This window comes from Burkholderia sp. E168m15 (assembly GCF_016586105.1).
Classification (GTDB): Bacteria; Pseudomonadota; Gammaproteobacteria; order Burkholderiales; family Burkholderiaceae; genus Burkholderia; species Burkholderia orbicola.
Map to the genome: position 1 here is coordinate 1 of NZ_BCPO01000077.1, position 18,020 is coordinate 18,020.

Consider the following 18,020-nt stretch of genomic DNA (forward strand, 5'->3'; position numbering starts at 1 on the left):
TCCAGACCGTCACCAGCATCGACTGCGCGACGTCGGCCGACTCCCCCGCCGCGTTCGCGGTGGCCGTCTGGAACAGCGTCGGCGCGCCGCCGAACGCGAGCCCCCACAGCACGACGCCCGCATAGACGAACGTCATCCCCGACCCGGCGCCGAGCATCGCCGCCGCCAATGCGAACAGCGCGATGCTCGCGAGCGTCAGCCGCCGCTGCGCGACGCCGATCCATGCACCCGTCAGCGCGATGCCGACGAGGGACGCGACGCCGAACACGAACAGCACCACATCGACCTGCGCGCCCATCCGCACGCCCGCAAGGAACGGCGCGACGTACGTGTACAGCATGTTGTGCGCGAGCACGTACGCGAACATCACCGTCAGCACCGGCCGCACGCCGGGCAGCGCCATCACGCCGAGCACCGGCTCGCGCGCGCCGGCCGGCTGGCCCGGATAGTCGGGCACGCGCAGGCGAATCCAGCCGATCAGCGCCAGCGCCGCGACCGTGATCCCGGCGAACGCGACGCGCCAGCCGAACATCGCGCCGAGCGCCGTGCCGGCCGGAATGCCGATCGACATCGCTGCCGGTATGCCGAGCATCGCGACCGCGATCGCCCTGCCGCGCAGCGACGGGTCGACCAGCCGGCTCGCGTAGCCCGCCAGCAGCGCCCACAGCAGCCCGGCCGACATCCCCGCGACGAAGCGCGCGGCCAGCGTGAGCGCGTAGTACGGCGACGCGGCCGTCAGCGCATTCGACACGACGAAGCCGGCCAGCGCCGCGAGCAGCAACCGGCGCCGGCGCATCGCACGCGTCGCGGCGACGAGCGGGATCGCCGCGACGATCGAACCCAGCGCGTAGACGGTCACCAGTTGACCGATCAGCGCCTCGGTCACGTGCAGGTCGGCGCTCATCAGCGGCAGCAGGCCGGCCGGCAACGCTTCGGTGAGCACCGTGATGAAGCCGGCGGTGGCCAGCGCGAACAGGTTCGCGACGGGCAGACGTGCACGAGCCGGCGCGGACGAATCTGCCGCACGATCGACAGCGCGGTCGGAGACGGATACGCACTCGCTCATGCCGCGCTCCGGTCGTCGATGCCATACACCGCATCGCGCACGTCGGTGACGATGCGCCCGTGCATCCCTTCGTATAACGTATTGGTCAGTGCGACGACCGTCAGCCCGGCTGCGCGGTCGACGAACCACGCATGCCCGTACGCACCGCCCCAGCGCCAGGTGCCGACCGACTCCGGCGATTGCGCGGCCACCGGGTCATGCAGCACGGAAAAACCGAGTCCGAAACCGAATCCCGGCGCATCCGGCAAGTCGTGCGCGCCCGGCTGCACCCGCGCCATCTCGTCGATCCAGCGCGGTGCGAGCCAGCCGTCGAGGCCCGTGCGCAGCGTATCGAGCAGCGTCAGGCAATCGTGCGCGGTGCCGACCATGCCCGCGCCGCCCGACGGCCACGCGGTCGCGTCGAACGCGCGCGCCGGCTCGAAGCGGATACCGACCGTGCCGTCGAACACCGGCACGAGATCGTCGTCCGCCATCCGGCGCGGCACGTCGGGCGTGCTGACGTAAGGCGTCGCCAGACGCGCCGCGTCATGCGTGAAAAATGCCGTGTCGGCCATCCCGAGCGGCGTCGTCACGAGCGCCGCCACGGCGTCGGCGAGCGGGCGGCCGTCGACCGCCTCGATCAGCGCGCCGACCACGTCGGTCGCAAGCGAGTAGCCCCACGACGTGCCGGGCGCGAACTGCAGCGGCACGCCGGCGATGCGCCGCACGTTCTCGGCGAGCGACAGGCTCGCGCGATCCATCCCGTCGGACACGCCCGCGCGTGCATACGGGCCGTCGGCGTCGGCTTCGAGAAAGCGATAGCCGAGCCCGGCCGTGTGCGACAGCAGATGCCGCAGCGTGATGTTCGCCGGCGTGCCGTCCGCGAGCGTCGGCGTGAACGCGGGCAGCCAGCGCGCGACCGGCTCGTCGAGCCCGATCTTCGATGCCGCGACCAGCCGCATCGCGGCGGCCGTCACGATCGGCTTGGATACCGACGCGAGCCGGAACAGCGTGTCCTCGCGCATCGGCGTGCCGGCTTCGCGATCGGCCAGCCCGGCCGCGCGTGCATAACGCAATTCGCCGTCGCGCGCGACCAGCACGACCGCGCCGACCGCGCGCGCATCGGCCAGCGCGCGGTCGAGCACGGCATCGAGCCGGGCGCGCAGCGCGGCATCCGGTTCGGCGCGGCGGGCGGTGACAGGCAGTGATGACATGGCGTGACCTCGAACAGTGAAGGAACGCCCATCGTAGGGAGCCGGCACGAGAAGAAAAATCGGGTTAGAGTTCCGGACACTCCGGACATGGGTGTCCGCAATCGGGAACCTGCATGGAAAATCTTGGCGGCTTCGTCGTGTTCGTCCAGGTCGCGGAAACGCGCAGCTTCGTCGCGGCCGGCCGAGCGCTCGGACTGTCGGCATCGGCGATCGGCAAGCGCATCGCGCGGCTCGAGGCACGCCTGAACGTGCGGCTCTTTCACCGCAGCACGCGCAGCATCACGCTGACGGCCGAAGGCACGCGCTTTCTCGAACGATGCCGGCGCGTGATCGCCGAAATCGACGCGGCCGAGCAGGAACTGACGCAGAGCGTCGAGGCGCCGCGCGGGCGGCTGCGCGTGAGCCTGCCGACGATCGGCACGTTGCTACTGCCGGTGCTCGCCGATTTCATGGCCGCGTATCCGGAGATCGAGCTCGACATCGATTTCAGCGACCGGATCGTCGACGTGATCGACGAAGGCTTCGACGTGGTACTGCGCACCGGCCATCCGACCGATTCCCGGCTGTCGTCGCGGCTGCTCGGCCACTTCCGCCAGCACCTGGTCGCGTCGCCCGACTATCTCGAACGGCACGGCACGCCGCGCACGCCGGCCGACCTCGCGCAGCACCGCTGCCTGCATTACCGATTCCCGAGCAGCGGCAAGCTCGAGATCTGGCCGCTGCGCGCGCCGCGCGCCGGCACGCCGCCGGAGGTACCCGTCTCGATGGTCAGCAACAACGCCGAGACGCGCCTGTGCTTCGCGCTGCGCGGGCTCGGCATCGCGTGCCTGCCCGAGTTCTTCGTGCGCGACACGCTCGCCGACGGCAGGCTGCGCGCAGTGCTCGACGATCACGTCGCGAGCCGCACGCCGTTCTACGTGCTATGGCCGTCGGGCCGCCATCCGCTGCCCAAGCTGCGCGCGTTCGTCGACTACATGGCCGAGCATTTGCGGCTGTAACCGGCGCGCGGCCGTCAAGCCGCCTTCGCGTGCGCGCTGAGCCGCCGCAGCGCCTGCCCGTGCTCGTCGAACAGGTGGCAGTGCTCGGCCTGCGCATGCACGCGCAGCGCCTCGCCGGTGCGGTACGTGTCGAGCGGCGGAATCCGCGCGATCAGCCCGTCCGGTGCGACGGCCGACTCCGCATACAGGTACGCGGCGTCGCCGAGCGACTCGACGGCCATCGTCCGCGCGGCGACGCCCGCCGCCGCATCGACCAGCAGATGCTCGGGCCGCACGCCGACGGTCACCGCGGCGCCGCGCTGCAGCCCCGCCGCATCGACCGCGACATGCTGCGTCTCGCCGCTGTCGAAGCGCACGAGCACGCCGCCCGCATCGGCCGATTCGACCGTGCCCTTCAGGAAGTTCATCTTCGGCGAGCCGATGAAGCCCGCGACGAACTGGTTCGCCGGCGCGTGATACAGCGCGTTCGGCGTGCCGACCTGCTGCACCGCGCCGCCCGACAGCACGACGATCTTGTCGGCGAGCGTCATCGCCTCGACCTGGTCGTGCGTCACGTAGATCATCGTCGTCTTCAGCTCGTCGTGCAGCCGCGCGAACTCCAGCCGCATCTTCACGCGCAGCGCGGCGTCGAGGTTCGACAGCGGTTCGTCGAACAGGAACACCTTCGGCTTCCTCGTGATCGCGCGGCCGATCGCGACGCGCTGCCGCTGGCCGCCCGACAACTGCTTCGGCTTGCGGTCGAGCAGGTGATCGATGTGCAGGATCTTCGCGGCCTGCTTCACGGCCTGGTCGATCTCGGGCTTCTTCGCGCCGGCGAGCTTCAGGCCGAACGCCATGTTGTCGTACAGCGTCATGTGCGGGTACAGCGCATACGACTGGAACACCATCGCGATGCCGCGCTTCGCGCTCGGCACGTCGTTGACCTTCGCGCCGTCGATCAGCAGGTCGCCGTTCGAAATGTCTTCCAGGCCGGCGATCATCCGCATCAGCGTGGATTTGCCGCAGCCGCTCGGGCCGACGAACACGACGAATTCGCCGTCGGCGATGTCGAGGTTCACGTTGCGCAGCACTTCGGTGTCGTCGTAGCGCTTCGCGATGTTGCGCAGGAGCACGCTTGCCATGATCTGTCTCCGTTCGTTCGTGATGCGCCGCGTTGAAAGCGGCGCGCCTTCGTTCCTGATTGCTAGTTCGGCAGCACCGCGCCCGTCGCCTGCCAGCGCGCGACGTAGCCGGGCAGCTCGTGCATGTCGTCGAATACGTGCCGCGCGCCGATGCCGCGCAACGCGTCGATCTGCGCCGCCGACGCGTGCCCGCCGCCGACGAAGCCGAGCACGGTCATGCCGGCCGCGGCCGCCGCGGTGATGCCGGTCACGCTGTCCTCGACCACCAGGCATTGCGCGGGCACCACGCCGAGCGCGCGTGCGGCTGCCAGATACACGTCGGGCGCCGGCTTCGGCCGCGCGACCGAATCCGCGCAGAACAACCGGTCGCCGAAAAAGCGCGCGAGGCCGGTGCGCGCGAGCGCCGCTTCGACGTACGCGCGATAGCTGTTGCTCGCGCACGCCGTCGTCAGGTCGATCGCGGCCAGCGCCGCATCGATGCCGTCGACCATCGGCGCGTTGACGGCCGCCGCCTCAACCGCGCGGCGGATCGCGTCGACGTCGTCGGCCGACAGCGTGCGGCCGACCGCGTCGCTCGCGCCAGCTAGCACGCGCTCGATGCGCAGCCCGAGCAGCGGCATCACGGCCGGCCGCGCATCGACGCCCGGCCAGCGCGCATCGAGTTCGCGCACGATCACGTCGGCGGCCACGGCCTCGCTGTCGATCAGCACGCCGTCGCAATCGCAGATCAGCACGTTCACGCCGTGACCGGCCGCGCCTTTGCTTGCGCCGCTCATTTAACCGCCCCGAACGTGAGCCCGCGCACGAGCTGCTTCTGCGACAGCCAGCCGACGATCAGGATCGGCGCGACCGCGAGCAGCGAAGCCGCGGACAGCTTCGCCCAGAACAGCCCTTCGGGGCTCGAGTACGACGCGATGAACACCGTCAACGGCGCCGCGTTCGAGCTCGACAGGTTGATGCTCCAGAACGCCTCGTTCCACGACAGGATCACGAGCAGCAGCGCGGTGGACGCGAGCCCCGGTAGCGCCATCGGCATCAGCAGGTAGACGATCTCCTGCCACGTCGACGCGCCGTCGATGCGCCCGGCTTCCAGGATGTCCTTCGGGATCTCGTTGAAGTACGTGAAGGTCATCCACACCGCGATCGGCAGGTTGATCAGCGTATAGACGATCACGAGCCCCGACACGGTATCGAGCAGCCCCGCGTTCTTCCACAGCAGGTAGATCGGCACCAGCACGCCGACTGACGGCATCATCTTGGTCGACAGCATCCACAGCAGCACCTTCTGCGTGCGGTGGTTCGGGAAGAACGCCATCGCGTACGCGGCCGGCACCGCGAACAGCAGCGAGATCACCGTGACGCCGGCCGAGATCAGGATCGAATTCCACGCGAACCCGAAGTAGTTGCTGCGCGCGAACACCTCGCGGAAGCTGTCCAGCGTCGGCATGAAGAACAGCGTCGACGCGTACGCCTGCTGTTCGGTCTTGAACGCGGTGATCGCCATCCAGAAGATCGGGAAGAACAGCAGGAGCGCGATCAGCCACGCGAGCGTACCGGGCAGCGCGCGCCGCACGAGATCGAACACGGCCGGCGTGCGCCGGCCTGCCAAGGTCAGGTCGCTCATTTTTCGTACTCTCCCTTCAGGTTGCGCGCGAGCATCCGCACGAGGAAGAACGACACGACGTTCGCGACCACGACGGCGATGATGCCGCCCGCGGATGCGAGGCCGACGTCGAACTGCTGCAGGCCGAGCGCATAGATCAGGTACGACAGGTTGGTCGTCGCGTCGCCCGGGCCGCCGCCGGTCGTCGTATAGATTTCCGCGAAGATCGACAGCAGGAAGATCGTCTCCATCATCACGACCACGGCGATCGCGCGCTTCAGGTGCGGCAGCGTGATGTAGAAGAACATCGCGATCGGGCCGGCGCCGTCGATGCGCGCGGCCTCCTTCTGCTCCTGGTCGAGCGACTGGATCGCGGTGAACAGGATCAGGAACGCGAACGGCAGCCACTGCCACGCGACGATGATGATCACGGCGGTCAACGGGTAATCGGCGAACCAGTCGATCGGCGTCATCCCGAGCGCGCGCATCGCGTTCGCGACGAGCCCGTACACCGGATGCAGGATCATGTTCTTCCAGATCAGCGCGGAGACGGTCGGCATCACGAAGAACGGCGCGATCGCGAGCAGCCGCGCGACGCCCTGCCCGTAGAACTTGCGGTCGAACAGCACGGCCATCAGCACGCCGCCGATCACGGTGATCGCGAGCACCGCGCCGATCAGCACCAGCGTGTGCCAGATCGCCGGCAGGAACGACGGATCGGTCGCGAGGAAGCGGTAGTTGTCGAACCCGGCGAAGCCCTTCACGTCCGGGTTCAGCAGGTTGTAGCGCGAGAACGAATACCAGATCGTCATCGCGAGCGGAATCGACATCCACAGCAGCAGCACCGCGACGGACGGCGACACGAGCCAGCTCGCGCCGCCGCGCGCGCGGCGCGGGGCGCCGGGCGGCGACGACGCGTCGCCGACCGACGGCGCGTGAGCGTGACTCAGGGGAAGACGCAGGTGACGCATGATCGGAGTCCCTCCGGTTGATGCGCGGGCGCGAACGGCCTGCCCGCCTGTCGGCCTAGCCGGCCCGCGCCGTGCACCAAGGCGCACGATGCGGGCCGCGCGACGGCTTGCGCGTTACTTCTTGTAGCCGGCCTGCCGCACTGCGCGGTCGGCCGCGGCCTGTCCGGCGGCGAGCGCCTGGTCGACCGACATCTGGCCCGCGACCGCGCCCGCGATCGACTGGCCGACCACCGTGCCGAACGACTGGAATTCAGGAATCCCGACGTACTGCACGCCCGTGTACGGCACCTTCTTCAGCGACGGATCGTTCGGGTCGGCCGTCTCGATCGCCTTCAGCACGAAGTCCGAGAACGGCGCGGCGGCCTTGTACTCGGCGCGCTGATACGTCGACGTACGCGTGCCCGGCGGCACCGACGCCCAGCCTTCGTCCTTGCCGACCATCTCGATGTACTGTTTCGACGTCGCCCACGCGATGAACTTGCGCGCGGCGTCCTGCTGCTTCGACGTCTTCGGCACGGCCAGCGCCCACGCCCACAGCCAGTGCGAGCCCTTCGGCGTCGCGGCGACCGGCGCGGCCGCGAAGCCGATCTTGTCGGCCACCTGCGACTGCTGCTTGTTGTAGAGCATCCCGGCCGCGACCGTCGCGTCGATCCACATCGCGCACTTGCCGGACGCGGTCAGCGTCAGGTTCTCGTTGAAGCCGTTCGAGCTCGCTCCCGGCGGGCCGTTCTTCTTCAGCAGGTTCACGTAGAAATTGATCGCCTTCTTCCATTCGGGCGACGTGAGCTGCGCGTTCCAGTTCTCGTCGAACCAGCGTCCGCCGAACGTGTTCACGACCGTCGACACGTACGCCATGTTCTCGCCCCAGCCGGCCTTGCCGCGCAGGCAGATCCCGTAGGTGCCCTTCGACTTGTCGGTCAGCTTGTCCGCGAATTCGGCGATCTGGTCGTAGGTCGGCTGGTCGGGCATCTTCAGCCCCTTCGCCGCGAACAGGTCCTTGCGGTAGAACGTCATCGAGCTTTCGACGTAGAACGGCAGCGCGTAGAGCTGACCGTTGTACGACAGGCTGTCGCGCGCGGTCTTCACGATGTCGTTCAGGTCGTAGTCGGCCGGCAGCCCCGTGATCGGCGCGAGCCAGCCACGCTTGCCCCACTGCGGCGTTTCATAGGTGCCGATCGCCATCACGTCGAACTGGCCGCTGCCGGTCGTGATGTCGGTCGTCGCGCGCTGGCGCAGCACGTTCTCCTCGAGGATCACCCAGTTCAGCTTGATGTCGGGGTTCGCCTTCTCGAACGCCGGCGACAGCTTCTTCAGCTCGATCATGTCGGGGTTGTTCAGCGTCGCGATCGTCAGCGTGCCGGCGGACGCCGCGCAGGCCGCCGTCGCGAGCGCGGCTCCGGCGAAACAGCGTGCGGCGGCGTCGAGCATCTTTCGTTGCATGGCATGTCTCCTGTGATTGTTCGAAATGTCGTCGGTCTTGTGTCGGTGTTGCGTCGTTTCCTTCGCGGCCCGTCATGCCGGCCGCTGCATCCCGCACGCGCGCGCATAGTGCGCGATCACGTCGCGTATCCGGTGGCGCACCCATGCGCGCGGCTCTTTCGCGAGGCCGCCCGCGCGGCACGCCGCGTAGACATCCGGCAGCCACTGCGCGACGAGCGTCTCCGGCACCGGCTGCCGCGCGAGGTTGCCGAACAGCTGCTCGACCGCGGCCGCGACGGCCGGCTGCAGCCAGTAATAGCGGATGCGGTCGCTGTAGCTGAACTGGCGCGCGAGCCGCTGCGCGGTCTCGTCGCCGCGGTAGTACGGCGCCCAGTGTTCGGGCTGCGCGCGCATCGCCGCATCGACGACGTCGCGCAACCGCGAGCGCTGCGCGACGTCGTCGATCAGCGCGTCCTCGATGAACGTCAGCGCGAACAGCGCCTCGCGCAGCGCGAACGTCAGCGCGGGGCCGACCTTCAGCACCGCGAAGTGGTCGCGCACCAGCGCGGCGAGCGCGGCTTCCGTCTGGTAATCGGTCGAATGCGCTTCGAACACGAGGCGCGGTGTCTGCAGGATACTCGCGCCCAGTGACGCGGCCTTGGCACTGTCGTAATCGAGCACGTGGCGATCGTCGAAGTCGACGCCCGGCTGCGCGACGATCGCGACGACGCGCGTCCACGCGTCGTCGAGCCCGGCCGCCGAGAACGCGCGGCGGTGCGCGTCGAGCGTCGCCGCGATGCTGTCGCTGCGCGTGACCGCGATCTGCGCGATCGCATCGTTACTTGCGTCGCCGCTCACCTCGCCGCCCGGCGTCGGCACCTCGGTGCCGATCACGTAGACGGGCGCGATCCCGACGCGCGCCGCCGCGTCTTCCGCGACACGGCACAGCTCCGCCGCGCGCGCGGCGATCGTGCGATCGTCGAGCCGTGCCGGATCGTCCGCGCACGCCATGCTCGCATCGAGGTGGATCTTTTCGAAACCGGCTTCGACATACGCGGCGACCATCGCAGCGGCTTCCCGCATCGCGTCGGCCGCGCGACGGTGCCGCCACGGGTTCGGGCCGAGATGGTCGCCGCCGAGCACGAGCGCCGACGACGCGAGCCCGCAGCGCGCGGCAATCGCATCGACGTCGCGACGAAAATCGGCCGGCGTCATGCCCGTATAGCCGCCGAGATGGTTGACCTGATTGCAGGTCGCCTCGATCAAGAGCGGCGAGCCGTCCGCGCGCGCGGCTTCGCACGCGGCCTCCAGCACCAGCCGGTGCGCGCTGCAGACCGAATAGATGCCGCGCTGCGCGTCCGCGCGGTTCGCGTCGAAGATCATCCGCAGCACGGTGTCCGCGTGCGCGGTGCGCGGGCGTTCGGCAACGGTCGTCAGGCCGGACATGCGATCCCCCGTTCGGTCAGGAAGCGGTCGATCTCGGCCGCGCTGCTGTTGCCTTCCATCGGGCCGCGCCGCGTGACCGCGATCGCGCCGGCCGCGTTCGCACGGCGCAGCGCGACGTCGACGGCCACGCCCGCGACGAGGCTCGCGACCAGCGTGCCGCCGAAGCAGTCGCCGGCGCCGGTCGGATCGACTTCGTCGACCGGGAACGCCGGCGCTTCGGCACGGTGCGCGCGATCGAACGCGACGCTGCCTTGCGCGCCGCGTTTGAGCACGACGCGCTCGAGCAGCGGATGCGTCGCGAGCAGGCCCGCGATCGCGCGCTCGGCCGGCTGCGGGCCGCAGAAGAACGGCAGGTCGGCTTCGCTCGGCAGGAACAGGTGGCACGCGGCGAGCATCTCGTCGAGCGCCGCGCGCATCGGGCGGAAACTCAGCATTTCAGGCCGCACGTTCGGATCGAACGACACCTTGGCGCCGGCGCGCGCAGCCTCGATCACGCCGCGCTGCACGGCCGCGATCGCCGATTCGCTCGTCAGCGACGAGCCCATCACGTGGAAGTAGCGGCAGCCGTCGAACATCGCGGTGTCGACGTCGGACGCATCGACGCACGCCGCGGCACTGGTCGACAACGTGAACACAAAACTGCGCGAGCCGTCGTCGCGATACGCGACGAACGCGGTGCCGGTCGGGCGGGCGACGCGACGAATGCGCGCGACGTCGACGCCGTCCCGGGCGAGCCGCGCGACGATCGCATCGCCGAACGCATCGCGGCCGACGCAGCCCGCATACGCGACGCGCGCACCGAGCCGCGCGGCCTGATCGGCGAAGATCGCCGGCGCGCCGCTCGGGAACGGTCCTTCGAACAGGCCTGGCGTATCGAAACCCTGGCCGCGCTCGGCGGCGACGAATTCGGCCAGCAGTTCGCCGGCGACGACGATCTCGGCCATCAGGCGAGCCCTCCTCGTGCGACGGCGGCCGCTGCGTCGCGGGCCGGCCGGCGGATGGCGCGTGCGAGCGGCGCCACGTCAGCTCATCCAGTTGCCGCCATCGACGTTCAACGTCTGGGCGGTGATGTAGTCGGCATCGGCCGACGCGAGGAACAGCGCGGCGCCCGTCAGGTCGCCCGGCACGCCCATGCGGCCGAGCGGCACGGCTTCACCGACGAGCCGCTTCTTCTCGCCGAGCGGCCGGTTCTCGTAGCGCGCGAACAGCGCATCGACCTGCTCCCACATCGGCGTGTCGACCACGCCCGGCGCGATGCCGTTCACGTTGATCCGGTGCGGCGCGAGCGCGAGCGCGGCCGACTGCGTATAGCTGATCACCGCGGCCTTGGTCGCGCAGTAGTGCGAAACGAGCGCCTCGCCGCGGCGGCCGGCCTGCGACGACATGTTGACGATCTTGCCGCCGCGCCCCTGCTCGACCATCCGTTGCGCAACCGCCTGCATCAGGAAGAACAGCCCTTTCACGTTGACCGAGAACAGCCGGTCGAACACGTCCCAGGATTCATCGAGGAGCGGGCGCATGTCGAACAGCGCCGCGTTGTTGAACAGGATGTCGACGCCGCCGAAGCGCTCGACCGCCGTGGCGACGATCCGCGTGATGTCGTCGCGGCGCGTGACGTCGGCCGTGACGGCCACCGCGCGGCCCGGATTGGCCTCGATCAGCCGCGCGAGCGAGCCGCCTGCCGGCTTCACGTCGACGAGCACGCAGCGCGCGCCCTCGTCCAGATAGCGTTGCGCGACCGCCTCGCCGATGCCGCTTGCGGCGCCCGTCAGGATCGCGACCTTGTCTTCCAGTCTCACTGGCTGTCTCCGGTTCGTTCTGTTGCACGACGGTCGAGGTGAGCGAACGCTCATCTACCGATCAATTGCTCTGTTAGTGATCGAATGATCGGATACGCGATGCGCGCTGTCAAGGCGACGTGACGGCTTTCTATGACGCGCTGCGGCACGGCGGCGCACGACGACGCCCCGCCGTGCCCGCGCGGCAAGGCGCGGGACGCACGGTGCGGCGCGGTGGTATCGACGATGAAGGGGACGGAGCGTGGGCGGAACGAGGCGGAAAACGGAATTCGCGCTGCACGACGCGACGATACGTTATATCATCGCCGTACTTTGTTTCATCGCCCTGCTTCACGCCATGGCTACCTCATCGTCCATTGACGCCCGGCTGTCCCGGGCCGACGCATTCGCCGCCGAGCACGGGCTCGCGTGGACGCCGCTACGCCGCCAGGTCTACGAACGCGTGCTGGCCGCACAGCGCCCGATCGGCGCGTACGACCTGCTTGCCGAACTCGAACCGCAGCGCGGCCGCGTGCCGCCGACGACCGTCTATCGCGCGCTGGATTTCCTCGTCGAGCACGGCTTCATCCACCGGATCGAATCGAAGAACGCGTTCTTCGCCTGCTGCGAGATCGGCGTGCCGCACGAAGGCCAGTTCCTGATCTGCGATTCGTGCGGCGACACCGTCGAGATTCCCGGCGGCGACCTCGCGAAGCAGTTGTCCGCGAGCGAGCCCGCGCACGGTTTCGAAGTCCACCACCAGGTCGTCGAGCTGAGCGGCCTGTGCGGGCACTGCAAGCGCAAGCCCGCGCAGCGCTGACGCCGAATCGCGCGGCGTACGCGTCGCCCTTCCAACGAGGAGTTCCATGTCCATTGCCCTGAAGCGCGCGCCGCGGCGCGCCCTGTCGCCTGTCCGCTGGCTGGCCGCCGCCGTCGCCGCGCTGTCGTTCGCCGCGCCCGTGGTCGCGCAGGCCGCGACCGTCAACGTCGTCGCCGCGGAGAATTTCTACGGCGACGTCGCGTCGCAGATAGGCGGCCGCCACGTCGCGGTCACCAGCATCCTCAGCAATCCGGATCAGGACCCGCACCTGTTCGAAGCGAGCCCGAAGACGGCCCGCGCGCTCCAGCACGCGCAGGTCGTGATCTACAACGGCGCCGACTACGATCCGTGGATGGGCAAGTTGCTCGGCGCGTCGAAACAGGCGAAGCGCGCGACGATCGTCGTCGCCGATCTCGTCGGCAAGAAGGCCGGCGACAACCCGCACCTGTGGTACGACCCGGCGACGATGCCGGCGGCCGCACGCGCGATCGCGGCCGAGCTGGGCCGCGCCGACCCGGCGAACAAGGCCGAATACGAGGCGAACCTGCAGAAGTTCGTCGCGTCGCTGAAGCCCGTCGACGACAAGATCGCCGCGCTGCGCGCGAAATACAAGGGCGTGCCCGTGACGGCCACCGAGCCCGTGTTCGGCTATATGTCGGACGCGATCGGCCTCGACATGCGCAACCAGCGCTTCCAGCTCGCGACGATGAACGACACCGAAGCCAGCGCGCAGGACGTCGCCGCGTTCGAGGGCGACCTGCGCAAGAAGCAGGTGCGCGTGCTGATCTACAACAGCCAGGCCGAGGAGCCGATGACCAAGCGCATGCTGAAGATCGCGCGCGACGGCGGCGTGCCGACCGTCAGCGTCACCGAGACGCAGCCGGCCGGCAAGACCTTCCAGCAATGGATGGGCGGCCAGCTCGACGCGCTCGGCAACGCGCTTTCCGCCGGCAAGTAACAGACCACCGTAACCCCATGACCGCCACTCCCCACGCACTCGCACTCGATCGCGTCACGCTCGAACTGGGCGGCCGCACGATCCTGCGCGACGTCAGCTTCTCGATCGAGCCCGGCGAATTCGTCGGCGTGCTCGGGCCGAACGGCGCGGGCAAGACGACGCTGATGCGCGCGGTGCTCGGCCTCGTCCCCGTGTCGGCCGGCACGCTGTCGGTCGGCGGCGTGCCGGTCGCGCGCGGCAACGCATCGATCGGCTACATGCCGCAGATCAGGAGCGGCCTCGCGAACCGCCGGATGCGCGGTTACGACTTCGTCGCGATGGCCGCCGACGGCCACCGCTGGGGCCTGCCGCACACGAACGCGGCCACGCGCCGCGACGTCGATCGCGTGCTCGACCTCGTCGGCGGCCCGTCGCTCGCGCGCCGGCCGCTGTCCGAACTGTCGGGCGGCGAACGGCAGCGCCTGCTGCTCGCGCAATGCCTGCTCGGCAATCCGAAGTTGCTGCTGCTCGACGAGCCGCTGATCAGCCTCGACCCGCACCACCAGCGCGGCGTCGTCGAACTCGTGCGCAACGTGCAGCGCGAGCTCGGCATCACCGTGCTGTTCTCCGCTCACGAACTGAACCCGCTGCTGAACGCGCTCGACCGCGTGCTGTATCTCGGCAACGGCGTCGCGGCGCTCGGCACCGTCGACGAGGTGATCACGAAGCCCGTGCTATCGCGCCTCTACGGCTCGCCGATCGACGTGATGCGCGTGAACGGCAAGATCTTCGTGATGTCGGGCGACGTCGAAGTCGAGAAGCACGATCACGAACACGAGGACGACGACGGCCATTCGCACGGCGGTGGCGGCGGCCACGGCCATCACCACCACGGACACGCTCATCCCGGGCATTCGCACGATGTTTGAATACGACTTCATGATCAACGCCTTCGCGGCGTCGGGGATCGTCGCGGTGCTCGCGGGCATCGTCGGCTATTTCCTGGTGCTGCGCGGGCAGACCTTCGCCGGTCACGCGCTGTCGCACGTCGGCTTCACCGGCGCGACGGGCGCGGTGCTGCTCGGCATCTCGCCGATCTGGGGGATGGTCGGCTTCACGCTCGTGGCAGGAATCGGGATGGGCGCGCTCGGCGAAAAGCTCGCGGGCCGCGACGTCGCGATCGGCGTGATCCTGTCGGGCGCGCTCGGCTTCGGCCTGTTGTTCCTGCACTTCTACACGTCGTTCGCGACGCAGGTCACCGCCTTGCTGTTCGGCAACGTGCTCGCGGTCAGCCATGACACGCTCGCGGTGCTCGCTGGCATCGGCGCGGTGAGCCTCGCCGCGCTCGCGCTGATCGCGCGGCCGTTGCTGTTCGCGTCGCTGCAGCCCGAACTGGCCGAAGCCAAGGGCGTGTCGCTGCGCACGGTGTCGATGCTGTTCCTCGCGGTGTGCGCGCTCGCGGTGGCCGCGGCCACGCAGATCGTCGGCGTGCTGCTCGTGTTCACACTGCTGGTCGGGCCGGCCGCGGCCGCGCAGAACGTGTCGACGCGACTGTCGACGGGCGTGCTGCTCGCCGCCCTGTTCGCGCTGTTCGAAGCGTGGGCCGGCATCGTGCTCGCGTATCACACCGACTGGCCGACGAGCTTCTGGATCACCGCGCTGTCGGCGCTCGTGTACGGCGCGAGCCTGTTGCGACGCAACTGATCGCGGCCCGGCGCATCGCCGCCCGATGCCAATGAAAACGCCGGCGTGCCCGAGGGCAGCGCCGGCGTTTTTTCATGCGCCCGCGATTACGTCGCGGCGCGCCATATGCGCGACGTGTGTCGGTTCCGGCTCACCGCGCCAGCACACGCGCATGATGTGCGAGGTGGTCGGCGATGAACGTCGAGATGAAGTAGTAGCCGTGGTCGTAGCCCGGATGGCGGCGCAGCGTCAGCGGCTGGCCGGCCTTCGCGCACGCGGCTTCGAATACGTCCGGGTTCAGCTGGTTCGCGAGGAACTGGTCGGCCAGCCCCTGATCGACGAGGATGCCGTCCGCGAACTTCGGCGCATCGGCGCGCGCGACGAGCTCGCTCGCGTCGTGCGCCTTCCACGTCTCGCGATCGGCGCCGAGATAACCGGAGAACGCCTTCTCGCCCCACGGGCAGCGCGTCGGCGCGGCGATCGGCGCGAACGCCGACACCGACCGGTACAGGCCCGGATGACGCAACGCGAGCGTCAGCGCCCCGTGCCCGCCCATCGAGTGACCGAAGATGCCGAGCCGCGCGCCGTCGATCGGCAGCTCGGCCGTGACGAGCTCGCGCAGCTCGCCCGTCACGTACGACTCCATCCGGTAATGCGTCGACCACGGCGCTTCGGTCGCATCGACGTAGAAACCCGCGCCGACGCCGAAGTCCCACGCATCGGTCTCGCCCGGCACGCCCGCGCCGCGCGGGCTCGTGTCGGGCATCACGAGCGCGATGCCGTGCCGCGCCGCGTATTGCTGCGCGCCGGCCTTGATCGCGAACGTCTCGTCGGTGCACGTGAGCCCCGCGAGATAGAACAGCGCCGGCACGCGCCCGTGCGCGGCCTGCGGCGGCAGATACACCGAGAACTTCATCGGCAGGCCGATGGCCGCCGAATCGTGACGGTAGAAACGCTGCTCGCCGCCGTGGCACGCATGCGAGGAAACGAGTTCGAGCATGGCGGTGCGCTCCGGTCAGTACAGCACGACCGAGCGGATCGACTCGCCGGCCTTCATCAGGTCGAAGCCTTCGTTGATCCGCTCGAGCGGCAGCGTGTGCGTGATCAGGTCGTCGATGTTGATCTTGCCTTCCATGTACCAGTCGACGATCTTCGGCACGTCGGTGCGCCCGCGCGCGCCGCCGAACGCCGAGCCCTTCCACTCCCGGCCCGTCACCAGCTGGAACGGACGCGTGCTGATCTCCTCGCCCGCCGCCGCCACGCCGATGATGAACGACTGGCCCCAGCCCTTGTGCGTGCATTCGAGCGCCTGGCGCATCAGCTTCACGTTGCCGACGCATTCGAACGAATAGTCGGCGCCGCCGTCGGTCAACTGCACGATGTGGTCGACGACGTTCTCGACTTCGTTCGGGTTGATGAAGTGCGTCATCCCGAACTTTTTCGCGAGCTCGACGCGCTTCGGGTTGATGTCGACGCCGATGATCTTGTCCGCGCCGACCATCTTCGCGCCCTGGATCACGTTCAGGCCGATCCCGCCGAGGCCGAACACGACCACGTTCGCACCGGCCTCGACCTTCGCCGAGTACACGACCGCGCCGACGCCCGTCGTCACGCCGCAGCCGATGTAGCAGATCTTGTCGAACGGCGCGTCCTCGCGCACCTTCGCGACGGCGATCTCCGGCACGACGATGTAGTTCGAGAACGTCGACGTGCCCATGTAGTGGAACAGCGGCTTGCCGTCGAGCGAGAAGCGCGACGTCGCGTCCGGCATCAGGCCCTTGCCCTGCGTCGCGCGGATCTTCTGGCACAGGTTGGTCTTGCGCGACAGGCAGAACTTGCACTCGCGGCATTCGGGCGTGTAGAGCGGAATCACGTGGTCGCCCTTGCGCACCGTGCCGACGCCGGGGCCGACGTCGACCACCACGCCCGCGCCTTCATGGCCGAGGATCGCCGGGAAGATCCCTTCCGGATCGGCGCCCGACAGCGTGTAGTAGTCGGTGTGGCAGATGCCCGTCGCCTTCACTTCGATCAGCACTTCGCCGGCGCGCGGCCCTTCGAGATCGACTTCCTCGATCGTCAGCGGCGCACCCGCCTTCCATGCAATCGCGGCTTTCGTTTTCATCGTGTCACTCCTGTGTGTCGGTGAGATCGGCCCGGGCCGGCGTGCGGCGCCGGCCCGGGTTTCGTGCAAAGCGGTCGAAGCCGTGCCGCGTGGCACGGCGCAAGAATCTCGTGCTCGCCATGATGGCCGCTCCCGCCGCGCATCGCGTGCGGGAAACGGTCGCCGGCTTGCCAGGATGCGTCATCGCTGGCGCAAAAGAACAAGTGTTCGAGTTTAAACGCCCGTCGTGAACCATGCATCCGTGCGGGCGTACAGATCGATGAAGCGCGCGTGGCGGGCGGCCAGCAGGCGGTCGTCGTGCGGGGCGGCGATCGGCGACGCGCCCGGCGCCAGCGCGCGCAACGCATCTTCACGCCAATGCCCGATCGCGACGCCCGCGAGCAGCGCGGCGCCGCGCGTCGCGGCGTTCGGGCAATCGATCGCGTGCAGCGACGCGCCGAGCGCGTCGGCGAGCAACTGGCGCCAGCGCGGATCGACCGAGCCGCCGCCCGCGAGACGCAGCGTTGTCACCGCGTCGCCGCGATCGGCGTCGCGGATCGCATCGAGCCCCGCGCGCAACGCGAACGCGACGCCTTCGAATGCGGCGCGCATCATCGCGCCGCGCGTGTCGGCGAGCCCGAGGCCGAGCCAGCCGCCGCGCGCATCGGGGTTCATCCACGGCGAACGCTCGCCGGTCAGGTACGGCAGGAAGCACAGCCGTTCGGACGCCGGCTGGGCGAACGCTTCGTCATACGCATCGGCCCATCGCGCGTAGCCGAGCCAGCCGCGCACGGCTTCGAGCGCGAGCCCGACGTTCTGCATCGCCGCCATCGTGTAATAGCCGCCGCCGGCTGCCGCACGATAGCGATGCAAGCCGCGCCGCG

The 18,020-nt window shown here is 69.3% G+C and carries 18 protein-coding genes; 5 read left to right on the forward strand and 13 right to left on the reverse strand.

Annotated elements, in window-relative coordinates; all coding sequences use genetic code 11:
• A partial coding sequence (locus JMF86_RS12865; protein ID WP_201317007.1) for an MFS transporter occupies nucleotides 1–1,066 on the reverse strand: 1,066 nt, incomplete at its 3' end.
• A complete protein-coding gene (locus tag JMF86_RS12870; protein WP_011546077.1) occupies nucleotides 1,063–2,259 on the reverse strand; it encodes a serine hydrolase in 1,197 nt (398 codons plus the stop codon). The genes JMF86_RS12870 and JMF86_RS12865, both read right to left, overlap by 4 nt.
• 113 nt (nucleotides 2,260–2,372) lie before the next feature.
• Between JMF86_RS12870 and JMF86_RS12875 the strand changes: the two genes are divergently transcribed.
• Complete coding sequence (locus JMF86_RS12875) at nucleotides 2,373–3,257, forward strand: LysR family transcriptional regulator (RefSeq protein ID WP_011546078.1); 885 nt, start codon at nucleotides 2,373–2,375, stop codon at nucleotides 3,255–3,257.
• A gap of 14 nt (nucleotides 3,258–3,271) precedes the next feature.
• Here the strand turns inward: JMF86_RS12875 and JMF86_RS12880 are convergent, their stop codons facing one another.
• The 8 genes from JMF86_RS12880 to JMF86_RS12915 form a co-directional block, all read right to left on the reverse strand.
• The gene (locus JMF86_RS12880; RefSeq protein ID WP_011546079.1) at nucleotides 3,272–4,378 is read right to left on the reverse strand and encodes an ABC transporter ATP-binding protein; all 1,107 of its coding nucleotides are present in this window, start codon (nucleotides 4,376–4,378) and stop codon (nucleotides 3,272–3,274) included.
• A gap of 62 nt (nucleotides 4,379–4,440) precedes the next feature.
• The gene (locus JMF86_RS12885) at nucleotides 4,441–5,154 is read right to left on the reverse strand and encodes an HAD family phosphatase (protein ID WP_006477977.1); all 714 of its coding nucleotides are present in this window, start codon (nucleotides 5,152–5,154) and stop codon (nucleotides 4,441–4,443) included.
• Nucleotides 5,151–6,002, reverse strand: a complete 852-nt coding sequence (locus tag JMF86_RS12890) for a carbohydrate ABC transporter permease (RefSeq protein ID WP_011546080.1) — start codon at nucleotides 6,000–6,002, stop codon at nucleotides 5,151–5,153. Before JMF86_RS12890 ends, JMF86_RS12885 begins: the two co-directional genes overlap by 4 nt.
• On the reverse strand, nucleotides 5,999–6,952 hold the full coding sequence (locus JMF86_RS12895) for a carbohydrate ABC transporter permease (RefSeq protein WP_011546081.1): 954 nt from the start codon (nucleotides 6,950–6,952) through the stop codon (nucleotides 5,999–6,001). The genes JMF86_RS12890 and JMF86_RS12895 overlap by 4 nt, the downstream gene beginning before the upstream one ends.
• Before the next feature lie 114 nt (nucleotides 6,953–7,066).
• Nucleotides 7,067–8,392, reverse strand: coding sequence for a sugar ABC transporter substrate-binding protein (locus tag JMF86_RS12900; protein WP_006477974.1), 1,326 nt, complete (start codon nucleotides 8,390–8,392; stop codon nucleotides 7,067–7,069).
• Between the two features lie 72 nt (nucleotides 8,393–8,464).
• Nucleotides 8,465–9,817 (reverse strand): D-tagatose-bisphosphate aldolase, class II, non-catalytic subunit, encoded by a 1,353-nt coding sequence (locus JMF86_RS12905; protein WP_011546082.1) that lies wholly within the window; start codon nucleotides 9,815–9,817, stop codon nucleotides 8,465–8,467.
• Nucleotides 9,805–10,761 (reverse strand): sugar kinase, encoded by a 957-nt coding sequence (locus JMF86_RS12910; RefSeq protein ID WP_006477972.1) that lies wholly within the window; start codon nucleotides 10,759–10,761, stop codon nucleotides 9,805–9,807. The genes JMF86_RS12905 and JMF86_RS12910 overlap by 13 nt, the downstream gene beginning before the upstream one ends.
• Nucleotides 10,762–10,839: 78 nt before the next feature.
• On the reverse strand, nucleotides 10,840–11,616 hold the full coding sequence (locus tag JMF86_RS12915; protein WP_012329130.1) for an L-iditol 2-dehydrogenase: 777 nt from the start codon (nucleotides 11,614–11,616) through the stop codon (nucleotides 10,840–10,842).
• 337 nt (nucleotides 11,617–11,953) lie between these two features.
• On the opposite strand from JMF86_RS12915, the gene JMF86_RS12920 reads away from it, so the two are divergent.
• From JMF86_RS12920 to JMF86_RS12935, 4 genes are read left to right on the forward strand one after another with little or no spacing between them, the layout of a single operon-like run.
• Nucleotides 11,954–12,415: a Fur family transcriptional regulator gene (locus JMF86_RS12920; RefSeq protein WP_011546084.1), complete on the forward strand. Its 462-nt coding sequence runs from the start codon at nucleotides 11,954–11,956 to the stop codon at nucleotides 12,413–12,415.
• A 46-nt stretch (nucleotides 12,416–12,461) separates the two neighbouring features.
• Nucleotides 12,462–13,373, forward strand: a complete 912-nt coding sequence (locus tag JMF86_RS12925; RefSeq protein WP_011546085.1) for a metal ABC transporter solute-binding protein — start codon at nucleotides 12,462–12,464, stop codon at nucleotides 13,371–13,373.
• 17 nt (nucleotides 13,374–13,390) lie between these two features.
• Nucleotides 13,391–14,281, forward strand: a complete 891-nt coding sequence (locus JMF86_RS12930) for an ABC transporter ATP-binding protein (protein WP_011546086.1) — start codon at nucleotides 13,391–13,393, stop codon at nucleotides 14,279–14,281.
• Nucleotides 14,274–15,056: a metal ABC transporter permease gene (locus JMF86_RS12935; RefSeq protein WP_011546087.1), complete on the forward strand. Its 783-nt coding sequence runs from the start codon at nucleotides 14,274–14,276 to the stop codon at nucleotides 15,054–15,056. The genes JMF86_RS12930 and JMF86_RS12935 overlap by 8 nt, the downstream gene beginning before the upstream one ends.
• Before the next feature lie 130 nt (nucleotides 15,057–15,186).
• On the opposite strand, the gene fghA is transcribed toward JMF86_RS12935, so the two are convergent.
• From fghA to JMF86_RS12950, 3 genes are all read right to left on the reverse strand, one after another.
• Entirely contained in the window at nucleotides 15,187–16,035 is an 849-nt protein-coding gene (gene fghA / locus JMF86_RS12940) for an S-formylglutathione hydrolase (RefSeq protein ID WP_011546088.1), read from the reverse strand.
• A 15-nt stretch (nucleotides 16,036–16,050) separates the two neighbouring features.
• Nucleotides 16,051–17,157, reverse strand: a complete 1,107-nt coding sequence (locus JMF86_RS12945; RefSeq protein WP_006483756.1) for an S-(hydroxymethyl)glutathione dehydrogenase/class III alcohol dehydrogenase — start codon at nucleotides 17,155–17,157, stop codon at nucleotides 16,051–16,053.
• Between the two features lie 213 nt (nucleotides 17,158–17,370).
• The coding region (locus JMF86_RS12950; RefSeq protein WP_269189815.1) for an FGGY-family carbohydrate kinase at nucleotides 17,371–18,020 on the reverse strand (650 nt) is incomplete at its 5' end.

Coding starts and splice junctions, on each gene's coding strand:
- JMF86_RS12870 (WP_011546077.1), bottom strand. CDS start 2,259: ATGTCATCACTGCCTGTCACCGCCCGCCGCGCCGAACCGGATGCCGCG.
- JMF86_RS12875 (WP_011546078.1), top strand. CDS start 2,373: ATGGAAAATCTTGGCGGCTTCGTCGTGTTCGTCCAGGTCGCGGAAACG.
- JMF86_RS12880 (WP_011546079.1), bottom strand. CDS start 4,378: ATGGCAAGCGTGCTCCTGCGCAACATCGCGAAGCGCTACGACGACACC.
- JMF86_RS12885 (WP_006477977.1), bottom strand. CDS start 5,154: ATGAGCGGCGCAAGCAAAGGCGCGGCCGGTCACGGCGTGAACGTGCTG.
- JMF86_RS12890 (WP_011546080.1), bottom strand. CDS start 6,002: ATGAGCGACCTGACCTTGGCAGGCCGGCGCACGCCGGCCGTGTTCGAT.
- JMF86_RS12895 (WP_011546081.1), bottom strand. CDS start 6,952: ATGCGTCACCTGCGTCTTCCCCTGAGTCACGCTCACGCGCCGTCGGTC.
- JMF86_RS12900 (WP_006477974.1), bottom strand. CDS start 8,392: ATGCAACGAAAGATGCTCGACGCCGCCGCACGCTGTTTCGCCGGAGCC.
- JMF86_RS12905 (WP_011546082.1), bottom strand. CDS start 9,817: ATGTCCGGCCTGACGACCGTTGCCGAACGCCCGCGCACCGCGCACGCG.
- JMF86_RS12910 (WP_006477972.1), bottom strand. CDS start 10,761: ATGGCCGAGATCGTCGTCGCCGGCGAACTGCTGGCCGAATTCGTCGCC.
- JMF86_RS12920 (WP_011546084.1), top strand. CDS start 11,954: ATGGCTACCTCATCGTCCATTGACGCCCGGCTGTCCCGGGCCGACGCA.
- JMF86_RS12925 (WP_011546085.1), top strand. CDS start 12,462: ATGTCCATTGCCCTGAAGCGCGCGCCGCGGCGCGCCCTGTCGCCTGTC.
- JMF86_RS12930 (WP_011546086.1), top strand. CDS start 13,391: ATGACCGCCACTCCCCACGCACTCGCACTCGATCGCGTCACGCTCGAA.
- JMF86_RS12935 (WP_011546087.1), top strand. CDS start 14,274: ATGTTTGAATACGACTTCATGATCAACGCCTTCGCGGCGTCGGGGATC.
- fghA (WP_011546088.1), bottom strand. CDS start 16,035: ATGCTCGAACTCGTTTCCTCGCATGCGTGCCACGGCGGCGAGCAGCGT.
- JMF86_RS12945 (WP_006483756.1), bottom strand. CDS start 17,157: ATGAAAACGAAAGCCGCGATTGCATGGAAGGCGGGTGCGCCGCTGACG.